The 16,478-nt window shown below is 67.0% G+C and carries 10 protein-coding genes; 7 read left to right on the top strand and 3 right to left on the bottom strand.

Going from position 1 to position 16,478, the window contains the following annotated elements; translation table 11 throughout:
- Positions 1-146 precede the first annotated feature (146 nt).
- The 3 genes from AB0B89_RS17870 to AB0B89_RS17860 form a co-directional block, all read right to left on the bottom strand.
- Positions 147-1,352 carry a HAMP domain-containing sensor histidine kinase gene (locus AB0B89_RS17870; protein ID WP_358553601.1) on the bottom strand — a complete coding sequence of 402 codons (1,206 nt, stop codon included), beginning with the start codon at positions 1,350-1,352 and terminating at the stop codon, positions 147-149.
- Positions 1,349-2,095 carry a two-component system response regulator CseB gene (gene cseB, locus AB0B89_RS17865; protein ID WP_358553599.1) on the bottom strand — a complete coding sequence of 249 codons (747 nt, stop codon included), beginning with the start codon at positions 2,093-2,095 and terminating at the stop codon, positions 1,349-1,351. Before cseB ends, AB0B89_RS17870 begins: the two co-directional genes overlap by 4 nt.
- A 226-nt stretch (positions 2,096-2,321) precedes the next feature.
- On the bottom strand, positions 2,322-3,962 hold the full coding sequence (locus AB0B89_RS17860; RefSeq protein WP_358553597.1) for a DUF6119 family protein: 1,641 nt from the start codon (positions 3,960-3,962) through the stop codon (positions 2,322-2,324).
- A gap of 226 nt (positions 3,963-4,188) precedes the next feature.
- Here AB0B89_RS17860 and AB0B89_RS17855 point away from each other — a divergent pair, with 226 nt between their 5' ends.
- From AB0B89_RS17855 to AB0B89_RS17825, 7 genes are all read left to right on the top strand, one after another.
- Positions 4,189-6,318 (top strand): N-6 DNA methylase, encoded by a 2,130-nt coding sequence (locus AB0B89_RS17855; protein ID WP_358553595.1) that lies wholly within the window; start codon positions 4,189-4,191, stop codon positions 6,316-6,318.
- Between the two features lie 62 nt (positions 6,319-6,380).
- Positions 6,381-8,417, top strand: coding sequence for a class I SAM-dependent DNA methyltransferase (locus AB0B89_RS17850; protein WP_358553593.1), 2,037 nt, complete (start codon positions 6,381-6,383; stop codon positions 8,415-8,417).
- Positions 8,414-9,712, top strand: a complete 1,299-nt coding sequence (locus tag AB0B89_RS17845; RefSeq protein ID WP_358553591.1) for a restriction endonuclease subunit S — start codon at positions 8,414-8,416, stop codon at positions 9,710-9,712. Before AB0B89_RS17850 ends, AB0B89_RS17845 begins: the two co-directional genes overlap by 4 nt.
- Positions 9,709-11,001, top strand: coding sequence for an AAA family ATPase (locus AB0B89_RS17840; RefSeq protein ID WP_358553589.1), 1,293 nt, complete (start codon positions 9,709-9,711; stop codon positions 10,999-11,001). Before AB0B89_RS17845 ends, AB0B89_RS17840 begins: the two co-directional genes overlap by 4 nt.
- Positions 10,998-11,597, top strand: a complete 600-nt coding sequence (locus AB0B89_RS17835) for a DUF4276 family protein (protein WP_358553587.1) — start codon at positions 10,998-11,000, stop codon at positions 11,595-11,597. The genes AB0B89_RS17840 and AB0B89_RS17835 overlap by 4 nt, the downstream gene beginning before the upstream one ends.
- Before the next feature lie 7 nt (positions 11,598-11,604).
- Positions 11,605-14,796, top strand: a complete 3,192-nt coding sequence (locus tag AB0B89_RS17830) for a type I restriction endonuclease (RefSeq protein ID WP_358553585.1) — start codon at positions 11,605-11,607, stop codon at positions 14,794-14,796.
- 116 nt (positions 14,797-14,912) lie between these two features.
- Complete coding sequence (locus AB0B89_RS17825; RefSeq protein ID WP_358553583.1) at positions 14,913-16,466, top strand: serine/threonine-protein kinase; 1,554 nt, start codon at positions 14,913-14,915, stop codon at positions 16,464-16,466.
- Positions 16,467-16,478 lie beyond the last annotated feature (12 nt).

The following is a 16,478-nucleotide window of genomic DNA, read 5'->3' as shown; positions in this document are numbered from 1 at the left end:
CCGCACCAGAGATAGTCCTCGGGGAATCCTTGAAGGAGCGCCGCCTCATAGTGGGTGATGGGGCGATGAGCCCAGGGATGTCCGGGCGCGTATGCCAGCCCGGGAGGTCCGGCCCGTATGTCAGCCCGTGAGGCCGGGCGCGTATGTCAGCCTGGGAGGAGGATCGTGACGATCGCGCCGCCGTCCGGGGCGTTGGCGAAGACGAGCTCGGCGCCTATCACCTGGGCCTGGCCGAGAGCGATGGCCAGGCCCAGACCGTGGCCCTGGCCGCGTTCGGCTCTGCCGGTGCGGAAGCGTCGCGGCCCCTCGGCCAGCAGGTCATCGGGAAAGCCCGGCCCGTGATCGCGGATCACGATCGTACGGCCGCTCACGCGGACCTCCACCGGAGGCCGGCCATGCCGGTGCGCGTTGGCGACGAGGTTGGCGATGATCCGGTCCAGGCGGCGAGGGTCGGTGTCGGCCACGGGGTCGCCCTCCACCGTCAATCGGGCGGTGAGATCGAGGCGGCGCAGCGACTCGGAGACGAGGTCACCGAGCGGCACGGGGGAGCGCTCGGCCTGCTCGGCCCCCGCGTCCAGGCGGGAGATCTCCAGCAGGTCCTCGACCAATGACCGCAGCACGCCGACCCGGTCGCGAACCAGGTCGGTCGCCTCGCCATCGGGCAGCAGCCCGGTCGCGGTGAGGAGCCCCATCAGGGGGGTGCGCAGATCGTGGGCGACGTCGGCGGTGAAACGCTGTTCGGCGAGCAGCCTCCGCTGCAAGGTCGCCGCCATCGAGTCGACGGCCGCCGAGATGCCGGTGATCTCGTCACTGCCGCCCGCCTCGGTACGGGCGTTCAGGTCCCCGTCCGCGATCAGCCGTGCCGTGGCGGCCACCCGGCGCAGCCGCCGGTTCGGCAGCTCGGCGGCGAGCGCCGACACGGGCACGACGACGGCGAGCGCGGCCAGCGCGGCCTTCACCATGTTCCGGTCGAGGGCCCGCAGGCTCCTCAGCTCCGTCCCCATGTCGATCTTGGCGGTGACCACGTGGTCTCCCACCGGTCTGGCTGCCCACATCCAGGGCTGGTCAGGCCGTTCCTCGCTGTACCAGGTGACCGTCTCGGCGGACGTGAGCCGTTGCCGCAACCCCTCAGGAAGCTCGGCCGGATCCCTCAGCGCGTCGCTCGTCGCCGTGCCGGTGCGCAGGTATTCGTCCGCCGCCTGCGTCACGGCCAGCACCGCCCTGTCCTCACCGATGCGGAGCGACCGGTCGAAGGTCGCCCGATGCACCAGCACCCCGACCACGGCCGCGACCGAGCAGGACGCCATGGCGACCAGTACGGCGATCTTCCACCGCAGGGAGGCCGGATTCACGAACGTCGCAGCTTGTATCCGAAGCCGCGCACCGTCTCTATGCGCTCGGCGCCGATCTTCTTCCGCAACCGCTGCACGCACAGGTCCACCACGCGGCTGTCGCCGTCCCAGCCGTAGTCCCACACGTCGCGCAGCAGCGTCCGGCGGTCCAGCACGAGCCCGGGGTGGGCGGTGAACTCAAGGAGCAGCCGCAGCTCGGTGGGCGCCAGCGCGACGGGCCGTCCGGCCCGCCACACCTCAAGGGAGCCGCTGTCGATGGTCAGATCCCCGAAGGTGAGCGTGGACGTGCCGCCGCCCTCGACGCCGACGGTGGATTCCGGTTGCGGGGTGAAGGTGGCCCGCCGCAGCAGGGAGCGGATCCTGGCCACCAGCACGGGCATGTCGACCGGCTTGACGACGTAGTCGTCCGCGCCCGCCTCCAGGCCCGACACCACGTCCAGGGCGTCGCCCCGCGCCGACATCATCAGGATCGGCACCATGCTGGTTTCCCTGACCTTACGGCACAGGCCGATCCCGTCCAGGAAAGGCAGCATGACGTCCAGCAGCAGCAGATCATGCCCGCCGTCCTGGAAGGACTCCAGGCCGCTCAGGCCGTCACCGGCGGTGGAGACGCGGTACCCGTAGCGCTCCAGCGTCATGCCCACCGTCCTGCGGATCACCTCGTCGTCCTCCACCAGCAACACCGCGACGGGCGACGCGGCCTCGCGCCGGGCCGCGGTCTTCGGTTCGTCACTCAGCTCCATATCATCCGTCCCTCTCTGCTCGGCTCGCTTAGGACGCTCGGCGGGATCCATGGGAGCTATTGGGGGTTTGTCCTCAGATCAAGGTGCCGTATACCACCTGGTGCCGGTCGAGGGGGATCAGGATGTCGGCGGTCCCAACCGGGCGCATCCGCATAGTACGTGCGCTCGACGCGTTCTCGGGCGACGAAGGCAGCCGGTCTCCTTCGGTGAGTGTGCCGAAAGGACGCTACTCCGCGGGGATGCCGATGACCTCCACCTCCACCCCGTAGAGCGACTTGAGCGTGGCGGCCATGTGGACGAGTGCGACCTGGGAGAAGGGGAAGAGGGTCGCGGGAGTGAGCTTCCGGCCCGTCTTCATGTGGATCGCGAAGACCACCTTCCTGGGCCGGTAGCTCAGGGGAACGCTCCGGCCACCACCGCTGGCCTCGGTGACGACTTCGCTGAAGCGCTGCCGCGCGTCGGCCTGGTTGAGGAGAGTCTCGACGGCGACGAGTGCCTGGTTGAACAGATGGCTCAGGGAGTCCGAGCCGCTCGCCGGCTTGACGCAGATGAGCTCGTCCTCGGGACCGAGGAGGTCGCAGACCTCGACGCCCTGGTGGCGGTGGAGTGCGGTCCGGACCCCCTTGCGGTCCAGGCAAAGGTACGAAGCCCGCCCCAGCTCGTGCTGGACCCGCAGGTTGTAGGCCTTCTCGTGCTCGCCCTTCCGCCACGGCGGCAGGACCGTCGAGGAGACCGTGGTGATGAGCTGGTCGACCTGTTCGCGAATGCCGTTGAGGTAGTCGGCGCCGCTCTCATGCCATTCGCCGTCGATCAGGAAGAACTGGCGGGCATCGATGGCCATGTGTGCCTCCAGCCAGCGGATGGCGATGGCGCCTCCGATCGTCCCGGCGCCGTCGCCGCCGTCGGACAGTTCGATGCGGCCCGCGCGCAGCGCCGCCGTGGGGGCGGTCCCGTTGAGGACGCGGCAGCGGTTCAGGATGTCCTCTGTCTCCAGGCTCCGCCTGCCCCGGACCCACGCCGAACCGATCTTGATGTTGTACGAGACGGTCTCGTCGAGCTTCGCGGCCAGGTCGACCGGTACGGCCAGGGCGAGGGGAACCTCGGTCTTCCCGCGCAGCCCTTCGTCGAGCATGGCGTCGAGGCGGCTGATGACGGCGGCGTCCCGCACCGGCTTGATCGCCTCGATGAAGGCGAAGCTCGGGTGCACTTCCATCTCACACACCTTGATGATCTGCTGCAGAAGGGCGACGAGCTTGGCGTTGTCCAGCGGGATGGGCAGGCGAAGCCCGGCGGCGGAACCATCGACGGTGATGGAGTCGCCGTCCTCCAGCCCGAGGACCTCGGGGTGAAGCCTTCCCCCGAGCTTGCGGACGATCTCGGCGTGCCGCCGGACGCCGACGCTGTCGATGGGCAGGCCGGACGGGACGAGGGTGGCGTCCTGACGGCCCTGGCGCACCGTCGACCGGCGGACGATGTCGCGTACGCGGTCGGGGTCGATGGCGCGGATCGCGAACCGCAGCCCGAAGTCGGGGTCCTTCAGCTCGTCCGGAACGAGGCGGAAGCCGTGGCCGAACCCGATGGCGAAGACCTGGCCGTCGAGCGCGACGAGGAGGAGCGCGGCGGGGTTCTTCGCGTCGAGCGGGGTGTCCTCGCCGACGAGCTGGGACAGGTCCGATGACCATTCGACCTTGGGGATCATGAAGTGCCCGCGTACCAGGTAGGCGACCGCGTCCCCGGGAAAGTCGGGGAAGAGCGGGGCGAACGTGCGCTCGTCGAGGAGCTTTCCGTCGAGTGCGTCGAACAGCCCGTCGAGGGTGGGCTCGACGTCGAGCAGGTGGTACAGCGTGACAACGCGCTTTTCAGCCATGGCCGGCTCCACAGGGAAGAGGGCCGTGCCTCGGGGCACGGCCGGTGGGGAAGGGTCTAGGTGCTCTTGCTCGCGGTGCTGCTGACGGACGCCCTGTGGTGGCGGGGCGGTTCTCACCACATGAGGCGGCAGGCGTCGCTAGAGTTACGACCCTGAAAGCATCTCTAGGAGAGCATGGAGTGAAAGCACTGTCAATCACTATGCAACTGTTGGCGGTGTGTATACAGTGGAGCTTGCCCACAAGCCCCCCGAGCGTTGGCAGGACGAAGTGGTAGAACACCGTTCCGAACAGCTGACGGCCGCGGAGATCTCCCGTCTGGCGGGGGTGACGCGCGCGACGGTCAGCAACTGGCGGCGGCGCCACCCCGACTTCCCGCAGCCGAGCGGGGGCACAGAGGCCAGCCCCACCTACGACCGAGAGGCCGTGGAGTCCTGGCTGGCCGCTCGCAACCAGCTCCCGGAGGCGTCGCCGCTGGACGAGCTGAGGGCCGAACTGCGCAAACTACCCCGTGACGTCGTCACAGAGGGCGTCCCCGCCGTAGTGCGTGCCGCGCTGCGGATGGACGCCGCCGAGCGTGGGGAACTCGACGATCTTCCCGACGAGGATTTCCTGCGACGAGTACGGCAGGCCGTGCGAGAACAGGCCGCCGGTCGGCGTGGCACGGGGCACGATCGGTTCACGGCTTTCACATCGCCCGGGTTACGGGCGGTCCTCCGGTCGATGAGCGCGATCGGTGCCGTGGAAACGCTCGAACTGCTCCATGAGTGGCAACCGGCGGACACCGGCGTACGCGGCCTGTACAGCACGCCCGAGCAGGTAGCGGACCTGATGGCGGCGCTCATCGCGGAGCGGCCGTACCCGGCGAGCGTCTTCGACCCCGCCTGCGGAACGGGAGGACTGCTGGCCGCCGCGAGCCGGCGCGGCGCGGCGCACCTGTTCGGGCAGGATGTCGCCGCACTGCAGGCCGATCAAGCGGCGATCCGCCTCAGCGTCCTCACCCCTGAAGCCGAGATCCAGGTGCGTTCGGGCGACAGCCTGCGGGACGACGCCTTTCCCGGGCTGACCGTGGACGCCGTGCTGTGCAACCCGCCGTACGCCGATCGCGAGTGGGGCCATGACGCGCTGGGGTACGACCCGCGGTGGGCGTACGGCGTGCCCTCGAAGGGGGAGTCCGAGCTGGCCTGGGTCCAGCACTGCCTCGCCCATCTGGATCCGGGCAGGACGGCGGTCATCCTGCTGCCCCCCGCGGTGGCCGAACGGCCGGGGGGACGGAAGATCCGTGCCGAGCTCGTACGACGGGGAGCGGTGCGCGCGGTCGCCTCGCTGCCGCCCGGGACGGCGCCGCCACTCCATGTCGGGCTTCACCTCTGGATCCTCCAGCGACCGGCAGGGGACAAGGGGGAGGCGTCGTCGGTGCTGTTCGTCGACACGGCATCGGACGAGCTGTCCGGCGAGAATCAAGACGGCCTTTTCGGCACCGTTCTCCAGCAGTGGCGCGGGTACGTCGAGGAGCCCGAGGGCTTCACCGGAACTCCTGGTGTGGCGCGTGCCGTGCCCGTCCTTGAGCTGGTCGACGAAGCGGTCGACCTGAGTCCGAGCCGTCACGTCCGGACCGGGCCCGTCGCCGGAGAGCCGGACTGGCAGGCCGAGAACGCCCGCTCCACCCGGCTGCGGCTTCGGCGCGCGATCGACGCCCTAGCCCTGCTGAGCCAGGGAGAGGACTGGAAGCCCGCCGGCGCCAAGCCCGCCACCTGGCGCACGGCGACGGTGGCCGACCTCGTGCGCGGCGGCGCGATCGACCTGCACCGGGCGAGGTCCATACGTGACAGGCAGCCTCCCGGGCATGGCGCGTCCTCGGAGCACGATGACACGCCGGTTCTGACGGCCGGTGACGTGACCGCGAGTCGAGCGGCCTCCGGCACTGTTCCGGCGAGTCATTTCGGCGAAGTAGTGGAGATCCGGCGCGGAGACGTCCTGCTCCCCGAGATGGTGCACGGCGGCCCCAGCACGGCCCGGGTGGCCGACCAAGGCGATGCCGGCGCGCTCCTCGGCCCGCACCTCCATCTGTTCCGCCCGGACCTGGACCGGCTCGATCCATGGTTCCTCGCGGGATTCCTGTCGGCCGAGGACAACCTGAACAGCAACGCCAGCGGCAGCACGATCACGCGGGTCGACGCGCGGCGGTTGCGGGTGCCGCTCCTCCCGCTGGACGAGCAACGCCGGTACGGCAAGGCGTTCCGCAGGATGGTCGCGTTGCGACGGGCGGCCGACCTCGCCGTGCGGCTGGCCGCGGAGACCGCCCGTCAACACGATGTGGGACTTACCAGCGGGGCGGTGCTCCCGCCCGAAGAATGACAGGGTGAGACCAGGTGCTCACCGCCCAGCGACCAACCCCCAGAGCCTTCGGAAGGAAACCGTTGAACCACGACAAGGTCGCCGAACTCGTGAACCACGCATGGTCGGTCGCCGATCTGCTGCGAGGCGACTACAAGCAGGCCGACTACGGCAAGGTCATCTTGCCGTTCACCGTGCTGCGCCGCCTCGAATGCGTCCTGGCGCCGACGCGGGACAAGGTGCTCACCGAGGTCGAGCGGCTCTCCGGCCGGGACATCGACATGGACCGTTTCCTTCGCAAGGCCGCAGGCCACAGCTTCTACAACATCAGCACGTACACGCTGAAGGCGATCTCGGGTGACTCGGGCCAGGTGGCCAAGCACCTGCTCGCCTACATCGGCGCGTTCTCGCCCAACGCGCAGGAGGTGATGGAGAAGTACGAGTTCGCCCAGCAGATCAAGAAGCTGGACGCCGCGAACCTGCTGTACAAGGTGGTGGGACGGTTCGCCGACCTGGATCTGCGGCCCGTGGAGCGGGACGACGACGGCGACGTGGTCACCGACGAGCGGGGCGCGCCCGTGGTGGTGGTCTCCAACCACGACATGGGCTACGCCTTCGAAGACCTGATCCGCCGCTTCGCGGAGCAGTCCAACGAGACGGCCGGTGAGCACTTCACCCCGCGCGAGGTCATCGAGCTGATGGTCAACCTGCTGCTCGCCCCGGACGATGACGCGCTGGTCGTCCCTGGCGTCTCGCGCACAGTGCTCGACCCCGCCTGCGGTACGGGCGGCATGCTCACCGCCGCCGAGGAGCACATCCGCGACCGCAACCCCGACGCGACGGTCCACGTCTTCGGACAGGAGCTCAACCCGGAGTCCTGGGCCATCTGCCGTTCCGACCTGATGATCAAGGGGCAGAACCCGGAGAACATCAAGTTCGGCAACTCCTTCAGCGACGACGGACACCGGAGCGCCACCTTCGACTACATGCTCGCCAACCCGCCGTTCGGGGTCGAGTGGAAGAAGGTCAAGGACGAGGTGGAGAGGGAGCACGACCAGCTCGGGGAGAGCGGCCGCTTCGGGGCGGGCCTGCCCAGGATCAACGACGGCTCGCTGCTGTTCCTCCAGCACATGATCTCCAAGATGAAGGACGTGGAGAAGGGCGGCAGCCGCATCGCCATCGTCTTCAACGGCTCGCCCCTCTTCACCGGTGCCGCCGAGTCGGGCGAGTCGAAGATCCGCCAGTGGATCCTGGAGAGCGACTGGCTCGAAGCGGTCGTCGCACTGCCCGACCAGCTCTTCTACAACACCGGCATCTCGACGTACTTCTGGATCCTCACCAACCGGAAGGACGAGGACCACAAGGGCAAGGTCGTCCTGCTGGACGCGCGTGACTACTGGGCCAAGATGCGCAAGTCCCTCGGCGACAAGCGCAAGTACCTCACCAAGGACCACATCGGCGAGCTGACCCGGCTGTACGGCGAAGCGCTCCAGGTAGCAGCCGATTCCGAGCACCCGCTGCACGGCAAGGTCAAGGTCTTCCAGAACCAGGACTTCGGCTACCACCGGATCACCGTCGAACGCCCGCTGAAGCTCCGCTTCGAGGTCACCGACGCGACCCTCGCGGCCGTACGCGACTCCAAGGCGCTCGGGCGGCAGGTGGACGCCGACCTCCTGGTGGAGGTGCTCAAGCCGCTCCTCGGGCAGCGCTGGGACAAGAAGCTCACCGCTTTCGCGTCGGTACGTGAGGCGATGGCCTCGTCCGGCGTGCTCTGGCCGTCCACACAGCCGTTCCTGGTCGCCCTCCGCGATGCCATAGGCGTACGCGACCCTGAGGGTGAGGTGCAGATGAAGAAGGGCGACCCTGAGCCCGACCCGGAACTGCGCGACTACGAGAACGTCCCACTGGACGAGGACGTCGAGGAGTACCTACGGCGCGAGGTCCTGCCCCACGTCCCCGACGCCTGGATCGACCACACCAAAACCAAAACCGGCTACGAAATCCCCTTCACCCGCCACTTCTACATCTACAAACCGCCGCGCCCACTCGCAGAGATCGACGCGGAACTGAAGTCCCTTGAGGCCGAGATTCAGGATCTTCTGGGCGAGGTGACAAGTTGAGCGTTCGGATTACAACGCTTCGAGCTGCCGCTGAAATAGCGCTCGGCCGTCAGCGTTCCCCGCAACACGCAGAAGGGCCGCATATGGTGCCTTATCTGCGCGCGGCGAATGTGAAGGATGGTGCACTCGACCTGAGTGATGTTCAGGCAATGAACTTCACGCCCAGCGAGCAGAAGATCTTCAGTCTTCGGCCAGGCGATGTCCTTGTGACGGAAGGAAGCGGCAGTCTCGGCACGGTAGGAGCGTCAGCCGTCTGGGGTGGTGAATTGAATGGACCAGTCTGCTTCCAGAACACCCTGATCCGCCTTCGCCCCCGCGAGGGAGTTGATGCCAGATATCTCGAATGGTGGGCTCGTTCGTCCTTCGCTTCCGGAACCTTTGCATCTATTGCCTCTGGCGCGAACATCTATCACCTGAGTGCCGAACGCGTCCGCGCTCTAACTTTCAGGCAGCCCCCGTTGGAGGAGCAGCGACGCATCGCGGACTTCCTCGACGCCGAGACAGCCTGCCTCGACGGACTGATTGCAGCACACAGAGGAGTCGAGTCAAAGGTTTTGGAACGACGCGAAGCAGGCATCGTCGCCTACGTCACTGGCGCTCACTACGTCGAGCGCCGCGATTCTACGTTGGCATGGGTCGATAGTCTTCCCATGTCGTGGCAGGAGGTTCGGCTTGGGCTTCTGGCCCGGATGGGGAGTGGACACACTCCGAGCAGGTCACGTCCGGAGTGGTGGACGAACCTAACGCTCCCCTGGATCACGACCGGAGAGGTGCAGCAAGTCCGGGATGACCGACAGGAGGTCATCACTGAAACTCGTGAGAAGATCAGTGAATTGGGTCTCGCGAACAGCGCAGCCGAGCTTCATCCCGCCGGAACTGTGGTGCTCTGCCGTACGGCGTCCGCCGGATACTCGGCAGTTATGGGAACGGATATGGCAACCAGTCAGGATTTCGTGACCTGGACTTGCGGGCCCCGTCTGGACCCTTATTTTCTGCTGTGGAGCCTACGTGCAATGAGGCAGGATCTCCTAGGGCGCCTGGCTATGGGGTCGACCCACAAGACCATTTACGTCCCAGATCTGCAGATGCTTCGGATTCCCTTTCCTGTAATTGTTGAACAGCGTGAAATCGTTGAGAATATACGCAATCAGAATCAACGCATTGACCGTTTGGTGGATGCTGTTAGGCGGCAGGTAAGCTTGCTCGCAGAGAGGCGTCAAGCATTGATCACGGCTGCTGTGACCGGGGAGTTCGATGTGTCCACGGCCAGTGGGCGAGGGATAGATGTTTCATGACCAGCACTGATGATCAGGCGCCTCCTTTCATCTCCCGGGTTCGGGTACAGGGGTTCCGTTCCCTTGCCGAGTGTGATGTGCGGCTTGGGCCGCTCACCGTGCTGGCCGGGTTCAACGCATCGGGGAAGTCGAACTTCCTTGACGCGATCCGGTTCGTCCGTGACGCGCTGGCCTACTCGCCAGCCCACGCGATCGCTGAACGGGGTGGGCTGGAGTCGGTTCTCCGAAGGGTCGGAACGGCGGGTGAATCAGGCGGGAAGGAGATCGCGGACTCCTTCCTGATCGCTCTTGAGCTGGCACTGCGACCTGACGGCGGGCGGGCGACGTACGAGGTGTGCATCGGCCGGGACCCGACGGATGAATTCACGCATCTGGTTCTCCGGGAGAGCTGTTCGCTGCGGCTTCCGGGCGAGGATGCCTCCTTCTCCACGGATCTGTCCAGCAAACGGAAACGCGACGTGAAGGGAGGCATTCCTGGGGCGCGGCTCCATCCGAAGGAGCTCCTGTTGCCTGTCGTCGGCCGGCTGGCGCCATACGACGAGCTGTTGCGGGCGCTGCTCGCGATGCGATTCTACGAGTTGGAGACCGATGTCCTGCGGGGACTGGACGACACTCGCCTCCGACGGACACAGCTCGGCGAGCGGGGTGAACACCTGGGGCAGGTGCTGGGACTCCTCGCCGCCCAGCATCCGTCGTTCAAGGAGTCCCTGGACGGTTTCATGCGCTGGCTGATCCCGTCGCTACTGGGTGTGGATCAGCGGCTCCAGGGCGACTACGCGACGATCCAGGCGCGGTTCTGGACCGGTGACCCGGTCCTACCGTTCTGGAACGCGGTCAACTCCAATGCGGTTCATTCTGGAGACCCCTACGTCGAGGTGTTCCAGTCCGAGCAGCTTTCCGAAGGCACCGTTCGGGGGACGGGTGTGCTCGCGGCTCTTTTCCAGCCAGATGCCTTGACGGGCGCGATCCCGCTGGTGGCAATCGAGGAGCCGGAGATCGCCATCCATCCCGCGAGGGTCGCGGGCCTATTCGATGCGATCAAAGAGACCTCGATCAGGACTCAGGTGATCGTGACGACGCAGAGTTCGGATCTGCTGGACACAGAAGAGGTGCATCCCTCACTCCTTCGGATCGTCGAGATGGTGGACGGCGTGACCAGGATCGGCGAACTCAGCGACCACACTCAGCGAAATCTGCTCAAGACTCCCTCCCACCTGGCCGACATGCATCGGCAGGGACATCTCCGCCCTGCGGCCTCAGTCGACGGCGGGCAGGGACCGCAGCAGTGACGTCGATCCGTATTGCCACCATCGTTGAAGGGCATGGGGAAGTGCAGGCGTTGCCGGTGCTTCTGCGCAGGCTTGTGACGGAGATCGCCCCGCATCGGTGGGCCGACCTGCCCGCACCTCGCCGCGTGAACCGGAACTCCCTGGTGGCTCCCAGAGGCATCGAGGACGCGGTCGACCGCCTGATCTCGGACGTCGAGGGCGTGACGGGCGTCTTAGTGCTGCTCGATGCGGACGATGACTGCCCGGCAGACCTTGGCCCCCAGCTGCTGTCCCGGGCATGTGCGGCGAGACCGGATGTCCCCATAGCCGTGGTGCTGGCCAACCGGGAGTTCGAGGCGTGGTTCCTGGCCGCCGCGAAATCTCTCCGAGGATGTACGAGCCTTCGGGCGGATCTGCGGCCCCCTGACGATCCGGAGCGGATCAGGGGGTGCAAAGAGTGGCTGACCAACCATCGGACGGACCACCAGTCGTACAACCCGAAGAAACACCAGACCAGTCTGGCGGCCCTTTTCGAACTCCACCTGGCGCGGCAGAACTCGCCGTCCTTCGACAAGTTCTGGCGGGACGTCGAGTACCTGATCACCGGGAAGAGGTAACCCCCCAATGAGCCCCATTCATCACGAGTCCGTGTTCGGCGCCGCGATCGTCTCCGCGATGGTCGACAACGGGTGGGAGTTAGGTGACCCCGCCGGGTACCGCCCCGGGTTGGGGCTGGACACGGGCGAGCTGTTCACGTTCATCGGCGCCACTCAGATCGATGAATGGAACGAACTGCTCATCGCCTACGGCGGGGACCCCGACGCCGCGCAGCAGGGGTTCGCGAAGCGGCTCGATCAGGCCATCTCCAACGACGGCCTCCTTGAAGTGCTGCGCAAGGGGGTCAAGGACCGCGGCGTCCGGATCCGGGTGGCCTACTTCAAGCCCTCCTTGGTCACCTCCGACGCCATCCTGGCCGAATATCGCCAGAACCGGCTGACCGTTGTCCGGGAACTGGCGTACGCGACCAAGCAGGCGGACCACGGCAACCGGCTCGATCTGACCCTTTTCCTGAACGGCATCCCTGTCGCGACGGCCGAGCTGAAGAACCCGCTGACGGGTCAGAGCGTGGAGCAGGCCAAGGAGCAGTACCGCACCGAGCGTGACCCCACCGAGCCGATCTTCCTCCGGCGGGTGGTGGCGAACTTCGCGGTCGACCCCGACCTCGTCTTCGTGGCCACCCGGCTCCGCGGTGCCAAGACGGTGTTCCTGCCGTTCAACCAAGGGTCGGAAGGGCCGGGCAAAAAGGGCGGCAAGGGAAACCCCGTCGCGACCGGCCCCGGGAAATACGCCACGTCCTACTTGTGGGAAGAGATCTGGCAGCCGGACAACTGGCTGGACCTGCTGGAGCGTTTCGTCCACCTGCACAAGGAGAAGGGGGCGGACGGGCGGACGACGAAGAGGCTGGTCTTCCCCCGCTATCACCAGTGGGACGCGGTCAGGAAGCTGACCGAGCACGCCGCCCGGCACGGTGCGGGGCACAACTACCTCATCATGGCCTCGGCCGGGTCGGGCAAGTCGAACACGATCGCCTGGCTCGGACACCGTCTGTCATCGTTACATACCTCGACCGACGTGTCGCGGCTCGATCCGGACGCGGTCGCGGTCGGCCTCAAGCCAGGGGCCCCGGTGTTCGACAAGGTCGTCATCCTCACCGACCGGAGGAACCTCGACGCGCAGCTCCGCGAAACGGTCGGCAGCTTCGAGCAGACGGCCGGGCTGGTGGTGTCGATCGACGAGAGCCGCGGCGCCAAGTCCGAACAGCTCGCCCAGGCGCTCTCGAAAGAGAGCGGCAAGATCATCACAGTGACGTTGCAGACCTTCCCCGCGCTCATGGACTACCTGAGGCGCACGCCGACCGAGATCAAGGGTCGCCGCTTCGCGATCATCGTCGACGAGGCGCACTCCTCCCAGTCCGGTGACGCGGCCACGGCCGTACGCGACGCCCTGCGGGATCTGGGCCTGGACGCGGACTCCGACGAGGAGGGCGCGACCACCGCGAAGGCGGCGCAGGAAGGCGCGGAAAGCACCGCCGCCAAACTCAAGACCAGGGCCGCCAGGCGCGGCATGAGCGCGAACCTGTCCTATTTCGCCTTCACCGCCACCCCCAAGGCCAAGACGCTGGAACTGTTCGGGACGCTCGGCGGCGACCGCGTCTACCGTCCCTTCCACACCTACGCGATGCGGCAGGCCATCGAGGAGGGCTTCATCCTCGACCCGTTGCGCAACTACGTCACCTACGACACCTACTACAGGCTCGTCAACAACAACCCCGACGAGCGGGAGGTCGACGCCGCCAAGGCGAATTCGTTGCTCGCCAGAGCCGCGTACACCCACGAATCCACGGTGGTGCGGCACGCGCAGGTGATCGTCGAGCACTTCCGCGCGCACACCGCGGGCCGTCTCGGTGGCCGTGCCAAGGCGATGGTGGTGACCTCTTCCCGTCTCGATGCCGTGCGGATGGCCAGGAAGATCAAGCAGTACATCGGTGACCGCGGCTTTGCGGGGATCGGTGTGCTGGTCGCATTCTCCGGGACCCTCACCTATGAGGGGGAGGAGACCAGCGAGTCCAAGGAGAACGGCGGGCTGTCAGAACCCGCCCTGCCGAAGGCGTTCGGCTACACCCGCGCCGACGACAAGTCCGTGGCGTCGGGCGCACCGGGACAGCCCGAGTACCGGATCCTCGTCGTGGCCGAGAAGTACCAGACCGGATTCGACCAGCCGTTGCTGACGACGATGTACGTCAACAAGAAGCTCACCGGCATCAACGCCGTGCAGACCCTCTCACGGCTCAACCGCACGGCCGACCGCAAGTCGCAAGGCGACCTGGCCGTGCTGGATTTCGTGAACAACGCGGGAGACATCCAGGACGCCTTCCGGCCGTATTTCGAGCAGGCGATCACGTTCCCCACCGATCCGAACCTCCTCTACACCGCGCAGACGAGGGTGATGTCGGCGGCGGTCCTGGTCGAGGCGGAGATGCACGCCTTCGCCGCCGCCTACCTGGCCGCCGAGGAGCGGGCGGCCGGTGACCAGGCGAAATGGGTGAAGCTGCATGCGGAGCTCTACCGGCACCTCGCGCCCGCGTGCGAGCGGTTCTCCGCGTTGCTCCACAGCGATGACGAGGAGGAACGGGAGACGGCGGACAAATTCCGCGCGGACCTGGACGACTACGTCCGTAAGTACGCCTTCCTCGCTCAGATCATCCCCTACAGCGACGAGGACCTGGAACGCCTCTACCTCTACGGCCGGCACCTGCTCACCCGCCTGGACCGGCGGGAGGACGGCAGCGTGGACATCGGCGACGTCGACCTCAGCCACTTGCGGGTCGAGAAGACCGGGGAGTACGACGTCAGCTTGACCTCGGAGGGTGAGGCCGTCCTTGGAGGCTTCGGCGACGGAGCCGGTGGTGGCAAGGAGCCGGAGAAGTCGCTGCTGTCGGAGTTGGTGGAGAAGTTCAACCAGCGGTTCGGCACCTCGCTCACCGAGCAGGACATCATCAAGCCCTTCGAGGAGGCGATGAAGGAGTCGAAGGTCCAACTCGCCGCCGTCGCGAACGTCGACGAGGAGAACTTCGGCCAGGTATTCGATCCGGTCTTCGAGGACAAGATGATGGAGCACCTCGACACGATGGCGGACCTCGGTCGCAAGTACTTCGCCCCGGATCGCGACTTCCGCAGTTCCCTCAACCGCAGCGCCCGCAGCGCCGCGTGGAACCTGATCCGCCGCCAGCAGGGCATCGCGGACGACGTGGCGTAACACTCTCGACGAGATGGGGGATGTCCCTGTGGTCAGCGGACACGGATCCCGATGATCAACAGTGATCCCCACAGGGGACATGAACTGCGTCACGATGTGAGACGACCGGGAGAACGGTGAGATCACGGAAGATCGCGGGCCGATACGAGCTCGTCGAGGAGCTCGACGCCGGGGCGATGGGCCAGGTCTGGCGGGGGTACGACGCGGTGCTCGACCGCGAGGTCGCGATCAAACTGATCCTCCCGGAGCTCATCTCCTACCCTGAACACGCCGAGGTGCTGACCAGGCGGTTCCGCCGGGAGGCCAGGGTCACGGCTCGCATCGGTCATCACGGCGTCCCCGAGGTGTACGACGCGGTTCTGGAGCGTTCGGTCGCGCACCTGTACCTGGTGATGGAGCTGGTGCACGGCACGCCGCTCACCAGGTTCATCTCCTCGGAGGCGCCGCTGCCCATCTCCTGGGTGGCGTCCGTGGTGGCCCAGATCTGCACCGTCCTGTCGTACGCGCACGCGATCCCGGTCGTCCACCGAGACCTGAAGCCGGACAACCTGATGGTCGCCGCCGACGGGACGGTGAAGGTCCTGGACTTCGGCATCGCGGCGATCTTACGGCCCGACGTCACCAGGCTGACCGAGGCCGGAGTGCCCATGGGGACGGCCCGCTACATGTCCCCCGAGCAGGTCCAGGCGGTCCAGGTCACTCCGCGAACCGACCTGTACGCGGTCGGATGCATCCTGCACGAGCTCTGCACTGGGGAACCCGTTTTCGATGGTGGTCTGAACGGCGCTCGTCTCATGTGGCAGCACCTCTTCGAGCAGCCACGGCGGCTGGGGCTGCTCCGGGGAGACGTGCCGGAGGATCTCGAACGGCTGACCCTGGAACTGCTGGCCAAAAGACCGGAAGACCGCCCCGCCGATGCTCAGGAGGTCTTCGAGCGGCTGATCCCGTTCCTGCCGGCCCCGGGTGAGCGTCCAGAGGTCGCCGAGCGAGGCGGGGCACGACTGCCCGACCCCACTCGCCCGTACCGGAACCCCTGCGCGCCGCGCCCCCGGCCTGATCAGAGCCTCGTCGAGCAGAGTGACGCGGAGCCTGTCTCCGCGGGGGAGGCGCTTGAGGCCATCGCGGACGCGGAGGCCGAGTCCGATGAACTGCTCACCGAGGATCGGTACACGCAGGCCGCCGACGTGCTCAACGCGGTGCTCAAAGCGGCCTCCGACGCCCTGGGCAGCGACAACCAGCGGGTGCTGCGGCTTCGGCAGCGGCGGGCGGCGATCCTGGTGATCGGCGGTGACGTCCGGCGTGCCCTGCCCGAGTTCGACAGGCTCGCCGCCGCGTACGCGCGGGTCGCGGGCCCAGCCGACGTGGACACCCTGGAATGCCGGCGGCAGGCGGCCTACTGCCGCGCGGAACTGGGCCAGGGGACCGTGGCCCTCGAAGAGCTGCGACAGGTGCTGGCACGGTTCCGGGCCGAGAGGGGCGACGGGGACGAGACCGTGCTGGACCTGCGACGAGACATCGGGTACCTGCTCGCCGCCGAAGGACAGAGGAAGGACGCCGTCGCCGTCCTCGAACCTCTGCACGACGACTTCTCCGTCATCTACGGCCCCGACGACGCCCGTACATTGGAGATCAGAGACCTGCTGGCACGTCTCCAACCCCCAGGAACCTGAAGCCGGACACCG

Source organism: Sphaerisporangium sp. NPDC049002, assembly GCF_040649355.1.
Taxonomy (GTDB): domain Bacteria; phylum Actinomycetota; class Actinomycetes; order Streptosporangiales; family Streptosporangiaceae; genus Sphaerisporangium.
The sequence above is the reverse complement of the archived record's forward strand: the minus strand, read 5'-3'. Positions and strand labels throughout refer to the sequence as shown.